Annotated in this window: 4 protein-coding genes and 4 pseudogenes; 2 read left to right on the top strand and 6 right to left on the bottom strand. The window is 70.0% G+C overall.

Annotated features, from left to right (window positions below):
* Positions 1-884: 884 nt before the first annotated feature.
* The 3 genes and pseudogenes from NM962_08835 to NM962_08825 form a co-directional block, all read right to left on the bottom strand.
* Complete coding sequence (locus NM962_08835; protein UVO14112.1) at positions 885-5027, bottom strand: PE family protein; 4143 nt, start codon at positions 5025-5027, stop codon at positions 885-887.
* Between the two features lie 405 nt (positions 5028-5432).
* Positions 5433-6095 (bottom strand): hypothetical protein, encoded by a 663-nt coding sequence (locus NM962_08830; GenBank protein ID UVO14111.1) that lies wholly within the window; start codon positions 6093-6095, stop codon positions 5433-5435.
* Between the two features lie 2291 nt (positions 6096-8386).
* A pseudogene (locus tag NM962_08825) lies at positions 8387-8569 on the bottom strand (hypothetical protein).
* Between the two features lie 1060 nt (positions 8570-9629).
* Between NM962_08825 and NM962_08820 the strand changes: the two are divergent.
* The gene (locus NM962_08820) at positions 9630-10040 is read left to right on the top strand and encodes a GtrA family protein (GenBank protein UVO14110.1); all 411 of its coding nucleotides are present in this window, start codon (positions 9630-9632) and stop codon (positions 10038-10040) included.
* 186 nt (positions 10041-10226) lie between these two features.
* Here NM962_08820 and NM962_08815 read toward each other — a convergent pair whose 3' ends face one another.
* The 3 genes and pseudogenes from NM962_08815 to NM962_08805 all read right to left on the bottom strand — a co-directional run bounded on the left by NM962_08815 (position 10227) and on the right by NM962_08805 (position 15838).
* Positions 10227-14744 carry a PE family protein gene (locus NM962_08815; protein ID UVO14109.1) on the bottom strand — a complete coding sequence of 1506 codons (4518 nt, stop codon included), beginning with the start codon at positions 14742-14744 and terminating at the stop codon, positions 10227-10229.
* A 470-nt stretch (positions 14745-15214) separates the two neighbouring features.
* A pseudogene (locus NM962_08810) lies at positions 15215-15439 on the bottom strand (hypothetical protein).
* A gap of 180 nt (positions 15440-15619) precedes the next feature.
* Positions 15620-15838: pseudogene (locus tag NM962_08805) on the bottom strand (hypothetical protein).
* Positions 15839-16955: 1117 nt separating this feature from the next.
* Between NM962_08805 and NM962_08800 the strand changes: the two are divergent.
* Positions 16956-17192, top strand: a pseudogene (locus NM962_08800) (hypothetical protein).
* Positions 17193-18732 lie beyond the last annotated feature (1540 nt).

The following is an 18732-nucleotide window of genomic DNA, read 5'->3' as shown; positions in this document are numbered from 1 at the left end:
CAGCGGGTCGGATCCCGCCGCCGCGCCGGCGAGGTCGCCGCCAGCCGCGTCGAAGCCCAGCCAGTCGAGCCCCGACGTGTCTGCCGCGGGCGCATCGATCCAGCTGAACAGGTCATCGAAGATGCCGTCGAGGCCATCGGCAGTGGCCGGCGCGGCCGTGAGCGGCGTCAAACCGAAGGCCAGGAACGCACCCACAGCGCTGGTGGCGCCCACGGCGCGGCGAACTCGGCTATTTGCAGTCTTGGTAGCAGAGCGGTGTGACATGAGATCTCCCCGAGGCCGATTAGCTCTTGACGGTTGACAGAGGCGTAAATTGCTTATCCGGCGTTAAGGTAACAGACCTATTTCAAATTCGGCAACCAATTGCGACAAATCGAAGCCCCGGGGTGCGCAGCTGACGACGCTATGACCAGGCGTTATGCGTAGAACGAAGTCTTATCGAGAGGACTTTCGTGCAATTATAGGGAGCAGAATCAACATTTACTTCCCCATTGGAATAAATCGGCCGGGGTGCCGAATTGGTTGCTAGCAACATCTAGATAAGGATGCTTGTTTGCAATCAGCACCCTTCCAACCTCGGGCTACAGCGCGATTCGGACGCTCCCGCGCCAGGATCGGGTGGTAGCTACACCGGCAATACGAGGTAATCGGCGAGTCTGAGGGGCGGCACAGCGGTCGCCGTCGGCGACTCAAGTGTCCGTTGGGCGGGACCCACGCTCCACCACGGTTGATTAGGCGACGTGCAGAGCGTGCCGCCAAACCAGCACTGGCCTGCATCAATGTGCGGAACCCAGGAGATTCGTAAAGAGCTTGACCACGACAGGAGCCAAAAAAACCACCCCGCACGTTTGTGCGAGGTGGTTTCTGTGTAGCTGTCCGGACTGCTACGGGGTGCCGCCGGGGCCACCGGCGCCCGGGCTGCCATCGGCTCCACCGTTCTCGCCGGCCTCGCCGGGGTTGCCGGATCCCCAGCCGCCGTTCTGCCCCGACGCACCGGCCGCGCCACCGGTTCCACCGTGGGTGCTTTCCGGGTTCGGCGGGACCGTGGTGCCGCCCAGGTCGGTCGCGCCGCTGGCGCCACCGGCTCCGCCGGCACCGCCGGTCCCGGTGTTGCTGTTGCCGCCGGCACCACCGTCGCCGCCCAGTGAGCCGTAGTCGCCGTGCGAGGAATCCCCACCGTTACCGCCGGTGCCACCAGCACCGCCGTCACCGCTGTCGCTGTAGCCGCCGTGCCCGCCGGTGCCGCCGGGACCGCTACCGAGCAGGTAAGCGCCGTCGTCGGCTCCGTGAGTGACGCCACCGTTACCGCCGTCACCGCCGGCGCCGCCGTTGCCGGTGACACCGTCACCACCGTTGCCACCTACGCCGCCGGCCTGGCCATTGATCCAGCTAGTGGTGGCGTCAGCGCTGGCGCCGCCACCATTACCGCCGTTGCCGCCCCTGCCACCGGTGTCGCCGTTACCGCCGTTACCGCCGGCGCCAGCCGTTCCACCGGCCGGCGTCGCACCTACCGCGGTGCTATCGGTGTTACCGCCGTTGCCACCGGCACCGCCGTCACCTCCGACGCTGCCGATCACATAGGTGCCCGCGTCGGTGTCGAAGGCGCCGTTACCGCCGTGACCACCGGCACCGCCGGCAGCGCCATTGATGGGTGTGTCAACGTCGCCGCCGAGGTTGAACCCACCGCTGCCGTCACCTCCGGTGCCGCCGTTACCGCCATTGCCACCGGTACCGGTGCCGCCGTCGATGACCGATCCGGCGCCACCGCCGTTGCCACCAGCGCCGCCGCGGCCGCCGAAGATGCCACTGCCGCCACTGCCGCCGGCCCCGCCGTCGCCGCTGGTGCCGTTGGTGGTGTCACCGCCGTTACCGCCGTTACCGCCGAAGCCGCTGGGCTGGTGGAGGTTCGGGGTCAGGCTGTTGTTGGTGGTTCCGCCGGTTCCGCCGTCACCACCGTTGCCGGCCTGGCCGTCCACGCTGCTGCCGCCATTACCGCCGTCACCGCCGTTGCCGCCGAAGCTTTCACCGCTGTCATCGGTGAACGAGGAGTCTGCCCCGTTACCGCCGCGACCGCCGTTGCCGCCCGCGTCGCTGCCCTGCCCGTTGCCGCCGTTGCCACCCTTGCCGCCGTTACCGGCGTGGGAGCCGCTGGAGCTCAGACCGTTGTCGGTTGCGCCGTCGCCGCCGTTACCGCCGTTACCGGCGACGCCGGCGCCGGCGCCGTCCTCGCCGTTGGTGGAGCCGGTACCGCCCTGGCCGGCCGTGCCCGCACTACCGCCGTGACCGCCGTTACCGCCGTTGCCCCCGTTGAAGGCCTCGGTGTCGCTGCTGGACGTGGCGCCATTACCACCGTTTCCGCCCTTACCGCCGGCACCGGCGCTACCGCCGTTGCCCCCGACACCGTCGATGCCCTGTGTCCCGCCGTTGGCGGTACCCGCGACGCCCCCGTTACCGCCGTTACCACCCGATCCGCCGTCGCCACCGTCGGTGCCGTCGCCGCCGTTCAGGCCGGCCTGCGTGGTGGAGTCGGCGTCACCGGCGGTGCCGTTGGTGCCGTCGGAGCCGTTGAGGCCATCGCCGCCCTTACCGGCGTCGCCGCCGTTGCCGGAGTTGATGCCGTCCCCGCCGGCGCCACCGTCGCCGCCGTTTCCACCGACGCTGTTGGCACCGGGGGTGTCGCCGGCCCCGCCGTTGAGGCCGTCGTTGCCGAGGTGCGGCACTGTCACGGTGCCGCCGTCACCGCCGTGTCCGCCGTTGCCACCGGTGACCTCGCCGGCACCGCCGGCACCGCCAACGCCACCATTGCCGCCGTGGACACCGTCAATCGAGCCGGAGGTGTTGTCGCCGGAGGTGGTCGGCCCCTCCGGGTTGCCCCAGCGGATGGTGCTGCCGCTGCCACCGTTACCGCCGGCACCGCCGTCGCCACCGACACCGCCGGTGCCGTCGGTGTTGGCCAGGCCCTGACCGCCGGCACCGCCGTTACCACCGGCACCGCCGTTGGTGCCAGCCGCGTTCGGGTCACTGCCGCCGTTACCGCCATTACCGCCCGTGCCACCGGTGGCACCCGAGCCGCCGGCACCACCGGCACCACCGGCACCGGCCGCGCCATCAGGTCCAGTCGGCATGCCCACGGCGGGGCCCTCCACCGCGGAGTAGGCGGTCGGGTCCGCGGAGTTGCCGCCGTTGCCGCCGTTACCGCCCGTGCCACCGTCGCCGATCACACCGTCGTTGCCGTTGGCCGCACCGGCACCGGCCGCTCCGCCGTTACCGCCGGCACCACCGCTACCACCGGCACCGGGCGCGGTGAAACCGTGGACCTCGTTGTAGGTGTCGTGGTAGTCAACGGCACCGTTGCCACCGTTGGCACCGTCGGAGCCGGCACCACCGACACCACCGTTGCCACCGTTACCGGCCGTGCCGCCACCGGCACCACCGGCACCACCGTCGCCGCCCTTGGCGCCGGAGCCACCGTTTTGGCCGGCGGTAGCACCGGGATCGTTATAGGCAGAATCTTGTCCGTTGGCTCCGTTGGTTCCCGCGGAGGCGTTGCCGCCGTTGCCACCGTTACCACCGTCGCCATCAACACCGGCCGCACCGTTGTTGGCGCCCTCGCCACCAGCGGCGCCACCAGCAGCCGCGGCACCACCGGCACCGGCGTTGCCACCATTGCCACCGGCCATACCGTCAGCGCCCAGGCCGTTAGCCTCCAGGCCGTTAGCGCCTACGCCACCGTCACCACCGAGACCACCGTTACCACCGACACCACCGTCAGCGTTGGCACCAGCGGTGCCCGCAACGGAGCCGACACCGGCCGCGCCACCGACGCCACCCTTACCACCGATGGCACCGTCGCCGGCGTTGCCGCCGTTGGCGCCGTTGCCGTTGCCGTTGTCCTCGAACGAGCCGTTAGCACCGGTCACACCGTTACCGCCGTTACCGCCGGCACCACCGACACCGGCGTTGCCGCCATCACCGGCAACACCGGCGGTGTGGACACCGAAGAAGCCACCGGCACCACCGTTGCCGCCGACACCACCGTTACCGCCGACACCGCCGACACCGGCGTTGCCACCGTTGCCGTCCTCGGTGTCAGCGCCGTCAGCACCGGCACCACCGGCGCCACCGACACCACCGACACCACCGGTGCCACCGGCACCGGAGTTACCGAACAGGCCCGCAGTACCACCGGTACCGCCCGCACCACCGTTGCCAGCCACGCCACCGGCCTGGCCGACACCGCCAGCAGCACCAGTACCACCGACACCACCGACACCACCGGTGCCACCGTTACCGATCAGGAAACCGCCCGCACCGCCGTCGCCACCGGCAAAGCCGATCGTGCCGATGTCGCCGATACCACCGGTACCGCCGGTGCCACCGTTGCCCATGAAGAAGCCACCGGCGCCACCATCGCCACCGATACCGAAGAAGCTGCCGCCGGCACCACCGTTACCGATCAGACCCGCGTCACCACCGTTGAGGGCAACACCCGCCGAATCGAACGAGTACGTGCCGTCCTCGATGCCAGCCAGCGTCACAACATTGTCGGCGCTGTCATGCAGAACCGCACCGTCGGCACCGATCACCTCACCGTCAGCGTTGACAAACGCGCCGCTGCCGCCATCACCGAACAGGAAGCCACCAGCGCTGGCAGCGTGGTAGACCAGGTCGCCGTCATCGTTGAGGCTGACGTAGGCATTCTCACCGTTGCCGAAGACACCGCTGATCTGCAGGCCCAAGTCGTTGATCAGGAACTGACCGATGCCATAGATCGGCTGGTAGATCACCGTGTTGAGCGTGTTAGCCACCAACGCGTTCAAGTCATCCAGCGGGCTCGCAGCAGCCGAACCAGCCAAGTCACCGTCGAAGGCACCAAAACCCGACCAGTCAAAACCGGAGGTGTCCGCGGCCGGCACGTCGATCCAGCTGAACAGGTCGCTGAAGTCAAAATCAGCGCTCGCCGGCGCCGCCGTCAGCGGCGTCATACCGAACGCAAGGAACGCGCCTGCGGCACTGGTAGCGCCCACGGCGCGAGTGAGACGACGAGTCCTGCTCTTGGAGGCGGATCGGTGCGGCATGGTTTCCCTTCAAGCAGATCGGCTGTTGGGGCGAACTGTGACTGTGACGCAAATTGCTTAGGCCACGTTAAGGTATCAGGCCCCCTCGCGGGAGGCCAACCATCGAGTTGGTCACCGCAAACTGGAACCGCCCCTGTAGGCATTCGCCGGCAACTTGGCGTCTATCTAGAGAAGATTGTCTTGCTGCCAGCACCGTTGCGTAAGGACCAGGCGAATCAGGGATCCTGCGCGGTTAGCACACGACGAACCAAAATCTGTGAGTTCGCCTAGATTGGCATGACAGGTTTAGGTCTTCCCGGAAGGCCTCTGCGCCGAGGCGACACGTGTCGGTCGGGCGGCGACGCCGCTCGTGGGTCAGGCGATCAGGTCACCGAGACCGATGTCCGTGAGCATCGCGTCGATACCGTCGGCGGAAAGCGCGGCATCGAAACCCTCCGCGCCGACCAAATCATCCAGACCGACCGGGGTGAACACGTTATCCCCGCCGCCCAGGTGGAAGACATCGCCCCAGCCGGACAGATCGACCGCCGCACTGGAGCTGGGGTCGAGCAACTCACCAGTGAGCCAGTTGTGCGTCTGGTACCACTCCACCATGTTGTCGAACACGCTCGACACGGCTCCTGTGGCGGTACTCAACAGGGTGATGGTGTCCTCAATACCCTGCCAGCCCTCGGTCAGGAGAAGCAGTGGCGTGCCAACCAGCAAGGTCAACGGGATGACCACGAACAACTCGCCCAGCGCCTCGAGGCCGATGACAAACGGGAACACCGGGTTCTCCGGGTCATCCAGGAACGGGATGATCCAACCCAATCCGGTCAGCGCACCGATGATGTCCATCAGGCTGGAGTCGGAGCTCAGCGCAGTCAGCTCGACCGGAGCGAAAACGGACGCGGAGGGAAGGGCCGCATCGGGCACCGTGGCCGGGATGGCGGTGACGCCGCCTGCCGTCAACGCGACCACTCCGGCGGTCGCAACGCCCGCGAGGGCACGGGAATATCCGTTCGACGCAGTCCACATAGCCAGCGATTGTATTGCAGTGCAGCGACATTTTCGAATTGAAAACCGAGCATTGCGACAAATCGGATTGCGGCACCGCGCAAACTTCCAGATCGTAAGCGCGGCTACACCTTTCGGAAGACCCGCGGTTGTCGTCGAGTTTCGTCAGACGCCAAAAAGAAACACCCCGCACGATTGTGCGGGGTGTTTCTTTTGCGTTGTCGCGATTACTACGGAGTGGTGCCGGGCGTGCCCGCGCTGCCGTTGGTCGACCCGGTGCCCGGCGTGTCGCCGGCGCCACCGTTGACCACACCAGTGTTGGCGCCGATGGATCCCGGGCCGGTCGGCAGGTCCGGAGTGATGACGGTGCCACCGTCACCGGCTGCTCCACCGGTGCCGTTGGCCGCGTCACCGACACCGCCGTTGCCACCGTTGCCACCGTTACCGCCGGAGACGTTGTCCACCGGACCCGAGGTGCTGCTGGTGGTTCCGCCGCTGAGTTCGTTCGGAGGTACCCCCGGACCTGCGTAGCCCCAGCGGATGTTGCTGCCGTCGCCGCCGTCGCCGCCGGCACCGCCGTTGCCACCGGTGCTGCCATCACCGACACCGGCACCGCCGTTACCGCCGTTACCGCCCTTGCCACCGTTGGAGCCGGCCGCGAACTGGTCACTGCCGCCGTCGCCGCCCTTGCCGCCGTTACCGGCGACGAACCCGCTGCCGCCATCAGCACCCTTGCCACCGGCACCGGCGATGTTGGCCGCAGCACCGTATGCGGTGTTCCCGGCGCTGTCGATGTAGCCCAGGTTCGACAAGTCGCCGCTGCTGCCGCCGTTGCCGCCGTCGCCACCGTCGCCACCATTGCCGGCATTGGCCGAGCTGCCACCGGCCGCGCCGCCGTTACCGGCCGCACCGCCGTCGCCGCCGTTGGCACCGGTGCCGATGTTGTGCCCCTTGTACGGCAAGTTCTCATCGCCGTGGTAGGTGTAGCCGCCGTCGCCACCGTCGTTGCCGTTACCGCCGTTGCCGCCGTTGCCGCCGTCGGTGTCCGCACCGGTGGTGCCGCCGCCGGCGCCACCGTTACCGCCGTTACCGCCGGCACCGCCGTTGCCGCCGACGGTGCCGTTAGCCGCCGGAGCGTTAAACACCGGGTTCTGGTTGCCGTCGGTGCCCCGGGCACCGTCGCCACCGTCAGCACCGTTACCGGCCACACCGCCGTCACTGTCGGTACCCGCCGTGCCGTTGGCCGAGCTACCGCCGGCGCCACCGTTACCGGCGTTACCACCGCTACCGCCGTTGCCGCCGTTGACGCTCGGGGTGATGGCGTTCGCGCCGGCGCCGCCGTCAGCGCCGTTGCCGGCCAGGCCCGCGTTGCCGGCGGTGTTCTCCGCCAGCTCACCGGAGTTGCCGCCGTTGCCGGCGTTGCCGCCGTTGCCGCCGGAGACACCGTTGCCGTTGCCGTTGTCGTCGAAGCTGCCTTCGCTACCGGCAACACCGCTGCCGCCGTTGCCGCCCTCGCCGCCGTTGCCCCATTTGCCGCCGTTGCCACCATTGCCGGCGTTACCACCGCTGGTGCCCGCAGTCGCGCCGTTGTCGGCGGCCGCGTTGTAGCCGTTGCCGCCGACGCCGCCGTTACCGGAGACGATCGGGGTGGAGCTGCCGGCCGCACCGTTCACGCCGTCCGCGCTGCCGCCGGTACCTTGGCCGGCTGCACCGCCGAGACCGGCGACATCACTCGGGTCGCCACCGTTACCGGCGTTACCACCGTTCGGGTTCTCAGCAGTACCGGCCGCGCCGTTGCCGCCGTCGCCGCCCAGGCCGACATCGCCGCCCTTGCCGCCGTTGCCGCCTGCGCCGCCCTTGCCCTCGACACTGCCGCTCGCACCGGCCGCACCGCCGTTACCACCGACGCCACCGTTAGCGCCGGCACCACCGTTACCGCCGTTTGCGCCGTTACCGTCGCCGCCGTCCTCGAACGTGCCGTTCGCACCGTTCACGCCGGTACCACCGGTGCCACCGACACCGCCATCGCCACCGACACCGCCGTCACCTGCGGCACCCTGGGTGTGAACACCGAAGAAGCCGCCCGCGCCACCGTTACCGCCGACGCCACCGTTACCACCGGCACCACCGACACCGGCGGCACCACCGTTGCCATCCTCGGTGTCCGCACCTGCGGCACCGAAGCCACCGGCGCCACCGACACCACCGGTGCCACCGGTGCCACCCGCACCGGAGTTGCCGAACAGGCCGGCCTGGCCGCCGTTGCCGCCGGCACCACCGTTACCGGCCACGCCGCCGGCCTGGCCGACGCCGCCAGCAGCACCGGTGCCACCGGTACCACCGACACCACCGGTGCCGCCGTTGCCGATCAGGAAGCCACCGCCGCCACCGTTACCACCGGCGAAGCCGATCGCGCCGATGTCACCGATCCCACCGGTACCACCGATACCGCCGTTACCCATCAGGAAGCCACCGGCACCGCCGTCGCCACCGATGCCGTAGTAGCTGCCGCCGTCACCACCGTTGCCGATCAGACCGGCGTTGGCGCCATCGAGGTCGACCGTCGAGCCGGGGTGGAAGGAATAGGTGCCGTCCTCGATGTCAGCCAGCGTGACCGCGTTACCGCCGTCCATCAGGACCGCGCCATCGGCACCGATCACGTCGCCGTCGGCGTTGACGAACGCGCCGCTGCCACCATCGCCGAACAGGAAGCCACCGTCAGTCGCGGCGTGATAGAGCAGGTCACCGTCACCGTCAATGCTGACGTAGGCGTTGGAGCCGTTGGCGAAGACGCCGTCGATCTGCAGGCCCAGGTCGTTGATCAGGAACTGACCGATGCCATAGATCGGCTGGTAGATCACCGTATTGAGGGTGTTGGCCACCAACGCGTTCAAGTCATCCAGCGGGCTGGCAGCAGCCGAGCCGGCCAGGTCACCGTCGAACGCACCGAAGGCCGACCAGTCAAAGCCCGAGGTGTCCGCGGCGGGCGCGTCGATCCAGCTGAACAGGTCGCCGAAATCGAAGTCGAACTCAGCGCTGGCCGGCGCCGCCGTCAACGGCGTCATACCGAACGCAAGGAACGCGCCTGCGGCACTGGTAGCGCCCACGGCGCGAGTAAGACGACCGGTCCGGCCCTTAGCGGATCGATTCGACATGGTTTCCCCCTTCAGGTGAGGTTTAGCTCTTGAGCGGCTGACAGAGACGTAAATTGCTAAGCTGCCGCTAAGGTAACAGACGGTCCACGCGCGCGCCAACTGAACGCATTCGCGCCGATGAAGTGACCGTGAACAGCAGGTTTACGGCGTCACCTATTCATTTAGTGGATGATTGTCCAAATATGAGCATCCAACGACGCACGGTGGATTCGCTCACGATGAGCGCAAAGCTGTGAGTTAGATAGGTAACGGACAGAATCACTGCAGGTCAGGCAGGCCCACCCAGGCGTGCCGGTAAGCACGGTCACACGGCTCGCCTGGACGCCGGCCGCCCACTCGTCGTCTGCGGCCGCAACCCGCTCAGGGCGATCTGCGACAGGCCGCCGCTTAAGATTCCCGGGTGGCGGAGATAACAACCCGACCCTTGCGCCTGTCGACGCAGGTGTGGCGCTTTCTGGTCACCGGCGCACTGTCGGCGGTCGTCGACTTCGGGCTATACCTATTGCTGTACTTGGGTGCGGGCATCGGCGTTGACCTTGCCAAGGCGTGCAGTTTCATCGCCGGCACCACGACCGCATATCTGATCAACCGGCGCTGGACCTTTCAGTCTTCGGCGCACGCCGGGCGTTTCGTCGCAGTGATGGCGCTTTACGCGCTGACGTTCGCCGTCCAGGTGGGGATTAACCACCTGTGTCTGGAGCTGCTCGACTATCAGCGGTGGGCACTGCCGGTGGCGTTCGTAGTCGCGCAGGGCACCGCGACGGTGATCAACTTCGTGGTGCAGCGGACGCTGATCTTCCGGACGCGCTGAGCGCCGGGCCCGGGCCACACCCGTCACTTGCGCACCCGCGGTGGACCATGTGGGTGTTGCCGAATCGGATATCGCCGGTGATACCAAGGCGTGACAGCCATCGGAGCGGCCCGGGTTCACCGATGTAATGCGGAGTGGACGGCATCCGGCGCACCTATTGGGTGTCCTCGGGGGTTGGCGCTTGGCTTAACCGTCGGTGCCATCGGTGCCCGGTGCCCCGACACTGCCGACGCCAGCACCGCCGGGGCCACCGTCGCCACCGGCCGTGCTGCCGCCATTGCCGCCGGCTCCACCGGTACCGCCAGTACCGGAAGCGTCGTCGAGGTTAAGACCCAGGCCACCGGTCCCACCGTCACCGCCGGTCGCACCGGTAACAGTGCCGCCGCTGCCCCCGTTGCCGCCGGCCCCGCCGGTACCGTCTGCAGTGACGGAGCTGCCTGCGCCGTCGGCGGCGACAGTTCCGCCGCCGCCGGTAGCACCGGCGCCTCCGTCGGCGGCGGCGCTACCGGCACCTCCGTTGCCTCCATTGCCGCCCGTCGCGGAGCTATCGGCGGAGACAACAGCGCCGTTGGTGGTCGTAATTGTGCCGGCACCGCCGCCACCACCTTGGCCGCCGTCGTAGCCGTCGCCGCCAGCACCGCCGTTGCCACCGTTGCCACCGGTAGCGGTGCCGCTGTCGGGTGCGGCAAGGGCTTGGCCGCCCTCGCCACCCTTCCCGCCAGCGCCGCCGTTGGTTCCGCCGATACCACCGTTGCCGCCGTTGCCGGCGGTGCCCGATGTACCGTCGCCGTTCCCGTTACCGCCGAGACCACCCCGGCCGCCGTCGCCGCCATCACTGCCGACGCCGTCGCCACCGTCACCTCCGTTGCCACCGTTGCCACCGACGGAGATGCCGTCGGCTGAGGTGACGCCGTTGGAAACAAAGATGCTGCCCCAGTAGCCGTCGCCGCCGTCACCGCCGACGGCACCATTCGTACCGTCCAGACCACCGTCACCGCCGACGCCGCCGTTCGCTGTGCCGTCGGTGATTACGCTGCCAGTGTCGCTTGCCTGCAACCACGCACGTCCGCCACCGCCGCCGTTACCACCGAAGCCGTCACCGCCGGCGCCCGCGGTGGCTTGGCCGCCGCTGATGTTCGCCCCGGTTTGAGCGGCAATGTTGGCGGTACCGCCGATACCTCCGTTGCGGCCGGCAGCACTGGCGCCACCACCGTCGCCGCCTATGGCGGTGCCGCCGGAGACGCCAGTCCCGCCGGATAACACCAGGCCGTAGCCGCCTTCACCAGCTTTGCCTCCGTTGCTGGCGTTGCCGCCATTGCCGCCGGTGGCCGTGCCGGTGGCCGTACCAGCGGCGGGACTGCCGGTGTAGCCGGCTTGAACTTCACCGAAACTGCCGTTGCCTCCGATGCTTCCGTTGCCAGTACCGGTTCCGCCGTTGCCACCGGTTCCGGCACCGCTCGCGGTGCCGCCCGTGGTGCCGTGCGCGTTGACGTTGACATCGCCGTCGCCACCGTCCCCGCCGGTACCTCCGTTGATGCCATCGCCACCGTTGCCGCCGGTGCCGGTGCCACTGGCGTCCCCTGCGCCGGTGCCGAACACAGCGCCGACACCGCCGGCGCCACCGTGGCCACCGGCGATTCCGGCACCTCCGACGCCGCCTTGAGCGGTGGCGTCGTGGACCGTGGTGCCCGCTGAGGCGTCAAGGTAGGCGTCGCCACCGGCACCTCCGGTGCCACCATTTGCGCTGCCCGCACCGGCGTTGCCGGCTGCCGCGGAGCTGGCGGCGATAGAGCTTCCGACACCGTCGGCAGTGACATCAGCATTGCCACCGCTGGCGGTGTCGCTGCCATTGCCACCGGTAGCGGGACTGTTGGTGATGGCGCCGCCGTCGGTCGCGGTGACAAAGGCATGGCCACCATTGCCGCCGCTGCCGGCATCACCGCCGGTAGCGTCGCTACCGAGAATCGTGCTGCCATCACCATCGGCGGAGATCGTCGCCTCACCACCGATGCCACCGGCACTACCGTTGCCTCCGGCCGCATTGCTGCTTGCGATGCTGCCGCCGTTGGTGGCGCTGACCGTGGCGTAAGCAGCGAGACCGCCGGCACCGCCGTCGGCGCCGGTGGCGGAGCTATTGGTAATGGTGCCGTTGATCGCCTCGACCTGGCCGATTCCGCCCTGGTTGTGGGTGCTGGTATCGCCGGCCGCATTCTCACCGGCGTCACCGCCAACGGCGGTGCTGCCGCTGATGTGCCCGCCGCTGGTGGGGTCGCCGAACGTTCCGGCAACGACGTATGCCTGGCCACCGAGGGCCCCTTGACCGCCGTTGGCGCCAGAGCCGCCGGCACCAGCGGTCGCTGTGCTGTCCGTGGCGGTGCTGCCGTTGGCGTTGGCCACGATTCTGCCCTGGCCGCCGGTACCACCATGGCCGCTGTTGCTGGCCGCGCCACCGTCACCGCCCGTCGCAGTGCCGCTAGCGGCACTGTTTTGGCCGAATGCCTGGATATTGCCGATAGTGCCGTTCCCGCCGACACTGCCCGCGCCCGTGGCGTCGCCGCCATTGCCGCTCTGGCCAGTACCGCTGGCGTGGGCCCCATCAGCGAAGGCGCCTACCTGACCGCTACTGCCATTGCCGCCGGTACCGCTTTGGGCACCGTTGCCGCCAGCGCCGCCGATGCCGGAGCCGTCGGCTACCGCACCGCTTCCACCGGCGACGACACTGCCGATACCGCCGCTGCCACCGTGGCTACCCGCGCCGTCGGCGTTGCCGCCGTTGCCGCCGGTTCCGAAACCACTGGCCGACCCGTCGTCTCCGCCGATGCCGGTCCTGACAAATCCACCCTGGATATTGCCGCTGCCGCCGTCGCCGCCGACGCTGCTTGCACCATCGGCATTGCCGCCGTTGCCACCGGCGGCATCACCCGTAGCGCTGCCGCCGGCGCCGCCTTGGAGGCCTGCGGTGGCCTCGGAGTAGCCACCCGCACCACCGTGGCCACCATTGGCACCCGTACCACCGTTGCCGCCGCCTGCCGTGGCGTCGCTGACCGTGCCACCCTGGCTCGCGCCGACCAGAGCGTCGCCGCCCTTGCCGCCGACGCCGCCGTTGGCGTCGCCGGTACCGGCGTTGCCACCGGTCGCGGTGCTGCCAATCACCGAGCTGTCGGTCCCGTCGGCAGAGACCGTCGCCTTGCCGCCGACGGCGGTGTCGCTGTTGTGTCCTCCGATCGCGTGGCCGTCGGTGACGCTGCCTCCGTCGGAGGCACTTACCGTGGCATAGCCGCCCAGACCACCGGAGCCACCGTCGGCACCCTTCGCACTGCTGCCAGAAATGGTGCCGTTGATCGCCTGGACCATCCCGATTCCGCCCTGGTTGTCGGTGCTGACGGTGCCGTCCAAGTTCTCACCGGCGTGGCCGCCGGTCGCGGTGCTGCCGGTGATGTCGCCGCCGCTGCCCGTGACGCCGCGCGTCCCAGCCCACACGTAGGCCTGCCCGCCCAGGGAGCCTTGGCCCCCGGCTGCGCCGGAACCGCCGTTGCCCGCCGTCGCGGTGCTGGCGGCGGCCACGCTGTTGGTTCCGAATGCCTGAATGGCGCCTTGCCCGCCAGTGCCACCCTGGCCGCCGCCATCGGCCGCACCGCCGTCACCACCGGTCGCGGTGCCGCTCGCCTGGCTGTCCTGGCCGAGCGCCTGAATCCAACCGAGGGTGCCGTTGCCGCCGACGCTGCCCGCGCCGGTGCCGTCGCCGCCATTGCCGCTCTGGCCGGTACCGCTGGCTTGAGCACCGGCGGCGAGCGCCGATACCTGTCCGGTGCTGCCGTTGCCTCCGGTGCCATCGGCCAGACCGTTGCCACCGTTGCCGCCGATACCGGTGCCGTCAACGCTGGAGCCGACCCCGCCTGCGTAGACGCTGCCTAGACCGCCGGATCCGCCGTGGCCACCGCCTGCCGCGTTACCGCCGGTGCCGCCGGTAGCCAGTCCGGTCGCGGACCCACCGGGCCCACCGATGCCCTGGTTGAAGGCACTGGTGAGTTCCCCGTCACCTCCGACGCCTCCTACGCTGCCCGCTCCGGTGGCACCGCCGCCTGCGCCGCCGCCGGCGGCGCCCGATGTAGTGCCGTCCTGGCCGGCCGAGACCAGTCCCGCCCCGCCGGCACCGCCGGTTCCGCCGTTGCTACCTGCGCCGCCTGCACCGCCGGTCGCGCCATCACCGGTTCCGCCGGCCGCCCCGCTATTGGTGGCCAGAACGGTGCCGCTACCACCGTCACCACCTGTGCCGCCGTTGATCCCGCCATTGCCGCCGTTCCCGCCGGTAGCTTCGCCTTCCGCACTGCTGCCGGCACCGAAGGCGGAGATGTTGCCCTGACCACCGGTGCCGCCCTTGCCGCCGGCGGCCGTGGTGGTGCCGGCACCACCGGAGCCGCCGTCACCGCCGGTGGCAGTTCCGCTCGCGGAAGCCCCACCGTTGACGAAGACGCTGCCGCCACCACCACCGCCGCCACCGCCACCGCCGTAGCCCGGCCCGCTGGTACTGCCCTGAGCGCCGTCGCCACCCGCGCCGCCGCTGCCACCGATCCCACCGGTGCCGTTGCTGGCCCCGTCGCCACCCGCACCGCCGGCACCGCCATTGCCGTCGAGGCTGCCGTGGGTCCCTGCCCCGCCCGTGCCGCCGGTACCGCCGGCGCCGCCGGCCTGCGCGTCGCCCAACGAGTCGTACGTGCTGATGCCCTTGCCACCCTGGCCGCCGGCGCCACCGGCGCCACCTGCGGAAGACCCGTTCGTCCCGCTGGCGCCGGTACCGGTGCCGCTCCCATTGGCACCGCCGGCGCCGCCGGTTCCCGCCGTGCCTCCGGCACCACCGCCGCCGCCGTTGCCACCGTTGCCGGCGACCGCATTGCTGCCCCCGCCAGCGCCCTTACCACCGGCACCACCGGTTCCGCCCTTGGCGTCACCACCGTTTCCACCCTTGCCGCCGACGCCGTCGGTCGCTGTGGTGCCGTTCGTCGAGGTCCCGGCAGCGCCCCCGGCCCCCCGACGCCGCCATCGCCCGCCTTGCCGCCGGCGCCGCCGGCACCGGCATTGCCACCGTCGGCGCCGCTGCCGACGACAGCGTTGTCACCGGCGTCGCCGGTCGCGCCGTTCGCGTTACCACCGTTGCCGCCGACGCCACCATTACCACCGTCACCGGCGTCAGCTCCTGCGCCCGCGGCGCCCGCACTGGCGAACCACCCACCGGCACCGCCCGCACCAGCCTTGCCGGCGCCGCCGCCGGCGCCGCCCGCGCCACCGTTGCCACCGGTGGCGGCGCTGAGAATCACGCCGGCGTCGTGACCAGCGGCACCGTCGCCACCGTTGCCGCCCGCGCCACCGTTCCCGGCACCGCCGCCCTTGCCGCCGGCGCCGAACCAGTTCGAGCCCCTGCCGCCAGCACCACCGTTGCCGCCGTTACCGCCGGATTGTCCGGATCCGCCGTTACCGTCGCCGGTGACAAAGCTGCCGAGAGCGCCTGCGGCACCGGCCAATCCGTCTCCACCATTGCCGCCGATACCGGGCGTGCTGAACAGGCCCCACTGAGAGGCGTCACCACCAGCGCCGCCAGCACCACCATCGCCACCCGCGGTGACCGCGGTACCGCCAGCGCCGCCAGCACCACCGTGACTGAACCAGGCGAAGGGGCCGGCGGCACCACCGGCGCCACCGGCACCACCGTCATAGCCGGAGCCACCATCCCCGCCGTCACCACCGAACAGGCCGCCCTGCCCGCCCGAGCCGCCGTCGTCAATGCCGCCCGTACCGTCCGAGTCCCAGCCCGCGCCGCCGCTGCCGTAGATCCACCCACCGGCGCCACCGTCGGGGTGGGCGGCCGTGCCGTCAGTTCCGTCACCGAACGGCATCAGCCAATTGACGTCACCCCAGTTGAAGGAACCGTCCGCCTCGCCCGGCAGATCGAGCGAGGCCGCGCCGATGCCGCTTAGCTGCAGATCAGCCAGGATCGCATCCCAGGCGCCCGGCTCACCGAGACCGTCGAAGAAGGGCGTCCAACTACTGGGGTCGAAAACCACGGCCCAGGCGCCCGGGTCATCCCAGTTGGCGCCCAAGTCGGCGACGGCGGTTCCCAGCCCGTCACCGAACAGATCGATCAGCATGTCGTCGAAATCGGCGTGCGCGGCCGGCGCCATTCCGAACGCCAGGAATGCGCCGACCGCGGTACCTGCGCCGACGACCCGGCCGCCACTGCGAGCTTTTAGACCTGTGAATCCACTCCAACGCTGATGAGACATGGCACGTTTCCCCTAACGGCCTCATTAACGGCGATATAATGCGCCCTGATGCGAAGTTAGGTTAATCACGATTCTCTTGCGGTCAACCCTCGTCTATGCTTCCGGAAGTTTGATGGGCGGCTATTGACGTTGTCGCAACTTAAAGACCAGGCAAAACGGTCAAAAGGTTAACAGAAAAGTTAACGCAAAAAATATTATTCACAGGAAATAAGCAGCACTGCCGTATTTCTCAGGAAACGCCAACGCGCCACCTCACCGCGTTGCCCGGTCGAGAGTGCCGCGGAGGCCCAGCCGTCTGCGCCGAGCCATCACCGCCCGTGTCGCCGTCGCGCCCACGGCCGCCGACGGTGCTTCATTGCCGGCACCACGGACACACCGGCGCTAGACGGTCAACAGTCGACCAGCACCTACCCTCCGCCGCGCGGTAATAGCATTGCGCGCGTTCATATTTGACGTGCCAGCGCCGACCAACCACCTGCTGCTAGAACTGCTGAACGACCAGCGTTGGGCGCTGCCGGGCGCTCGTGATCAGTTGTCGTTAGCGCCGTTGGTACCGGGAGTTCCGGGTGCACCGGTGACGCCACCGTCGCCGCCGTTGGTACCGTCGCCGCCTTGGCCGGTGATACCCGCGGTGTTGCCGCCGATACCGCCGTCGCCTCCCCTGCCGCCGTCGCCGGTGCCGTCGACTCCGGGGGCGCTGCCATCGCCGCCATTACCGCCGTCGCCACCGGAATTGACTCCGTCCGTGGAGGTTTGGCCGCCGGACTGCCAGAAGGTGCTGTTGCCGCCGTTGCCGCCGGCACCGCCGGTGGCACCGCCGGTGCCGTCCAGCCCGCCGTCACCGCCATTGCCGCCGGTCGAGGTACCACCGGTTATCGCGGTACCCGCGGCAGCGGCCGGGTCGTAGGCCTGAATCCAGCCCATCCCGCCGTCACCGCCGTTACCACCAAGGGCGTCGCCACCGTTACCCGAGATCGCGACGCTGCCGGTGATACTTCCGTTCAGGGCGGCAACGTTGGTGAAACCACCGGCACCACCGATAGCGCCCGCAGCGCTGGCGGCGCCACCGGTACCGCCGGTGGCCGAGGCGCTCGCCACGCCGGTAGGCCCGGAGGCCAACACCAGAGCGGCGCCCCCGGCGCCGCCGGTGCCCCCGTTGGTGGCGCTGCCGCCAGCACCGCCAGTGGCACTGCCGCTCGCATCACCGCCGGTGGTAGGCGTGCTGCCGGAATAGCCGGATTGGATCTCGGCCCACGCACCGGCACCACCGGTGCTTCCGATGCCGGTACCACTCCCACCGTTGCCGCCGGTTGCGGTGCCGCCGGCAGTGCCGCCGGTTGCGGTGACGGTACCGCCACCGCCCGCACCGCCCGCGCCCCCGTTGCTACCGGCGCCGCCTACGCCACCGACGGCATGGCCGCCGGCAACTGCGCCACCGCTACTGGCGGCGATGGCTCCGGCCCCGCCGGCACCCCCCACGCCAATAGCGTCATCGCCCGCCCCGGCGTTGCCACCGCGGGCCGAGGAGTCGGTGACCGAGCTGCCGGTGCCGTTGACGGTGATGGTGGCCGCGCCGCCGATCGCGGTGTCGGAGCCAACCCCGGCGGTCGCGGTGCTGTCGGTGATGGTGCCGCCGGTGCCGGCGAACAGTTTGGCGTCGCTGCCCGCACCACCGGCGCCACCGTTTCCGCCGTAGGCGGAGCCGCCGGAGATGGTGCTGCCGGTCTGGCTGGCCCGGACGTCGCCGAGGCCGCCGGCCGCACCGGTGGCGCCGTTCCCGCCCTTGGCGGTGCCGTCGGTGATGACGTTGTTGTCGCCCTTGGTGACCACGTAGGCGTTGCCGCCGTTGCCGCCGTCGACGCCGCTCTGCCCGGCGCCGCCGTTGCCGCCGGTCGCGGCGCCCTGCGCGGTGGAGTTGATACCGCCGCCGCCCGACAGCCCCACGCTGATGCCGGCTCGGCCACCGTCACCACCGGTGACGCCGAGGCCCGTCCCGGTACCGCCGTTGCCGCCGGTGGCGGTGCCGCTGGCTTCGCTGTCGTTGCCGTTGCCGAGCGTGACGACCTGCCCGATCGACCCGGCGCCGCCGGTTCCGTGATTGGCACCCGCACCACCGACACCGCCGTAGGCGTTACCCGTGGCCTGCGAGCCGTTCCCGCCGGTGAGCACGCTGCCGACGCCGCCGGCTCCACCCGCGCCGCCGGTGGTCGCCGCCCCACCGGCACCGCCGCGGGCATATCCGCTGGCGGTGCTGTCGTTGCCGCGGCCGTACCAGCCGGTCCGGACCGTACCCTCGCCGCCGTTGCCGCCGATGCTGCCGGCCCCGTCACCGGTGCCACCGGCCCCACCGAGACCGGTACCGGTAGCCGTGCTGCCGGACATCAGGGCGAAGACCCCACCCTGCCCGCCGGCAC

It is taken from the genome of Mycobacterium sp. SVM_VP21, from assembly GCA_024758765.1.
GTDB lineage: Bacteria > Actinomycetota > Actinomycetes > Mycobacteriales > Mycobacteriaceae > Mycobacterium > Mycobacterium heraklionense_C.
Note: the sequence above shows the minus strand (reverse complement) of the source record. Positions and strands in the feature narration are given on the sequence as shown.

Coding starts and splice junctions, on each gene's coding strand:
- NM962_08830 (UVO14111.1), bottom strand. CDS start 6,095: ATGTGGACTGCGTCGAACGGATATTCCCGTGCCCTCGCGGGCGTTGCG.